Origin of the sequence: Veronia nyctiphanis (assembly GCF_004116385.1) — a bacterium.
Taxonomy (GTDB): domain Bacteria; phylum Pseudomonadota; class Gammaproteobacteria; order Enterobacterales; family Vibrionaceae; genus Veronia; species Veronia nyctiphanis.
The window spans coordinates 1-610 of the sequence record NZ_PEIB01000107.1 but is presented as its reverse complement, the minus strand read 5'-3'; the positions used below and the strand labels follow the sequence as shown (position 1 = coordinate 610).

1 protein-coding gene is annotated in these 610 nt (G+C 45.6%); it reads left to right on the top strand.

Annotation, left to right across the window (positions count from 1 at the left end; translation table 11 throughout):
- Positions 1-185: 185 nt before the first annotated feature.
- Entirely contained in the window at positions 186-524 is a 339-nt protein-coding gene (locus CS022_RS24640; RefSeq protein ID WP_129124489.1) for a 50S ribosome-binding protein YggL, read from the top strand.
- The last annotated feature ends 86 nt before the right edge of the window (positions 525-610 follow it).

The window sequence follows — 610 nt, the reverse complement described above, 5'->3', positions numbered from 1 at the left end:
CGCCAGGCTTGAATTTAGCAAAACCCGGTTCGTAAGAGCCGGGTTTTTTGCGTTTAACTCCCTTTGATACCTTTTGTAATTCTACTTCTCTCGTTATTTACTGATCGGCGATGTGAGTGTGCCGATATTTTCACCGCGCCTGATGCACTACACTGCCAACTCTATTGAGCCTTTGGAGTTGTATTATGACTGTTAGCGTTCCAGGTAGAAGTCGTCGCCTACGTAAAAAGCTCTATGTCGACGAGTTTGCTGTCTTTGGTTTTTCTATCAACCTGCACCTAAATACTGATTCTGACGATACCTTGGATACTTTTATTAATGACCTGATGCAGTTTGCTGACAGTCGACACCTTTTGATTGGAGGCGGCGGCTTGAATGATATTGAGCTGGTATTCGGCTCTGCACTGCGATACGGGTCAGTGACTGAACAGGATAGGGATGCAGTTAAAGGTTGGATAGAGGCACGTGATGAGGTATCAATTACCTCGCTTGGAGATGTGGTCGATCTTAATACGCTTGCTTGAGGTTGGCAGCGAGTAATGACGGGTTCTACCACGATTTCACGGACACATCCATAAAGAGGCATACTATGCCCAAAAGGAGTGTGTAT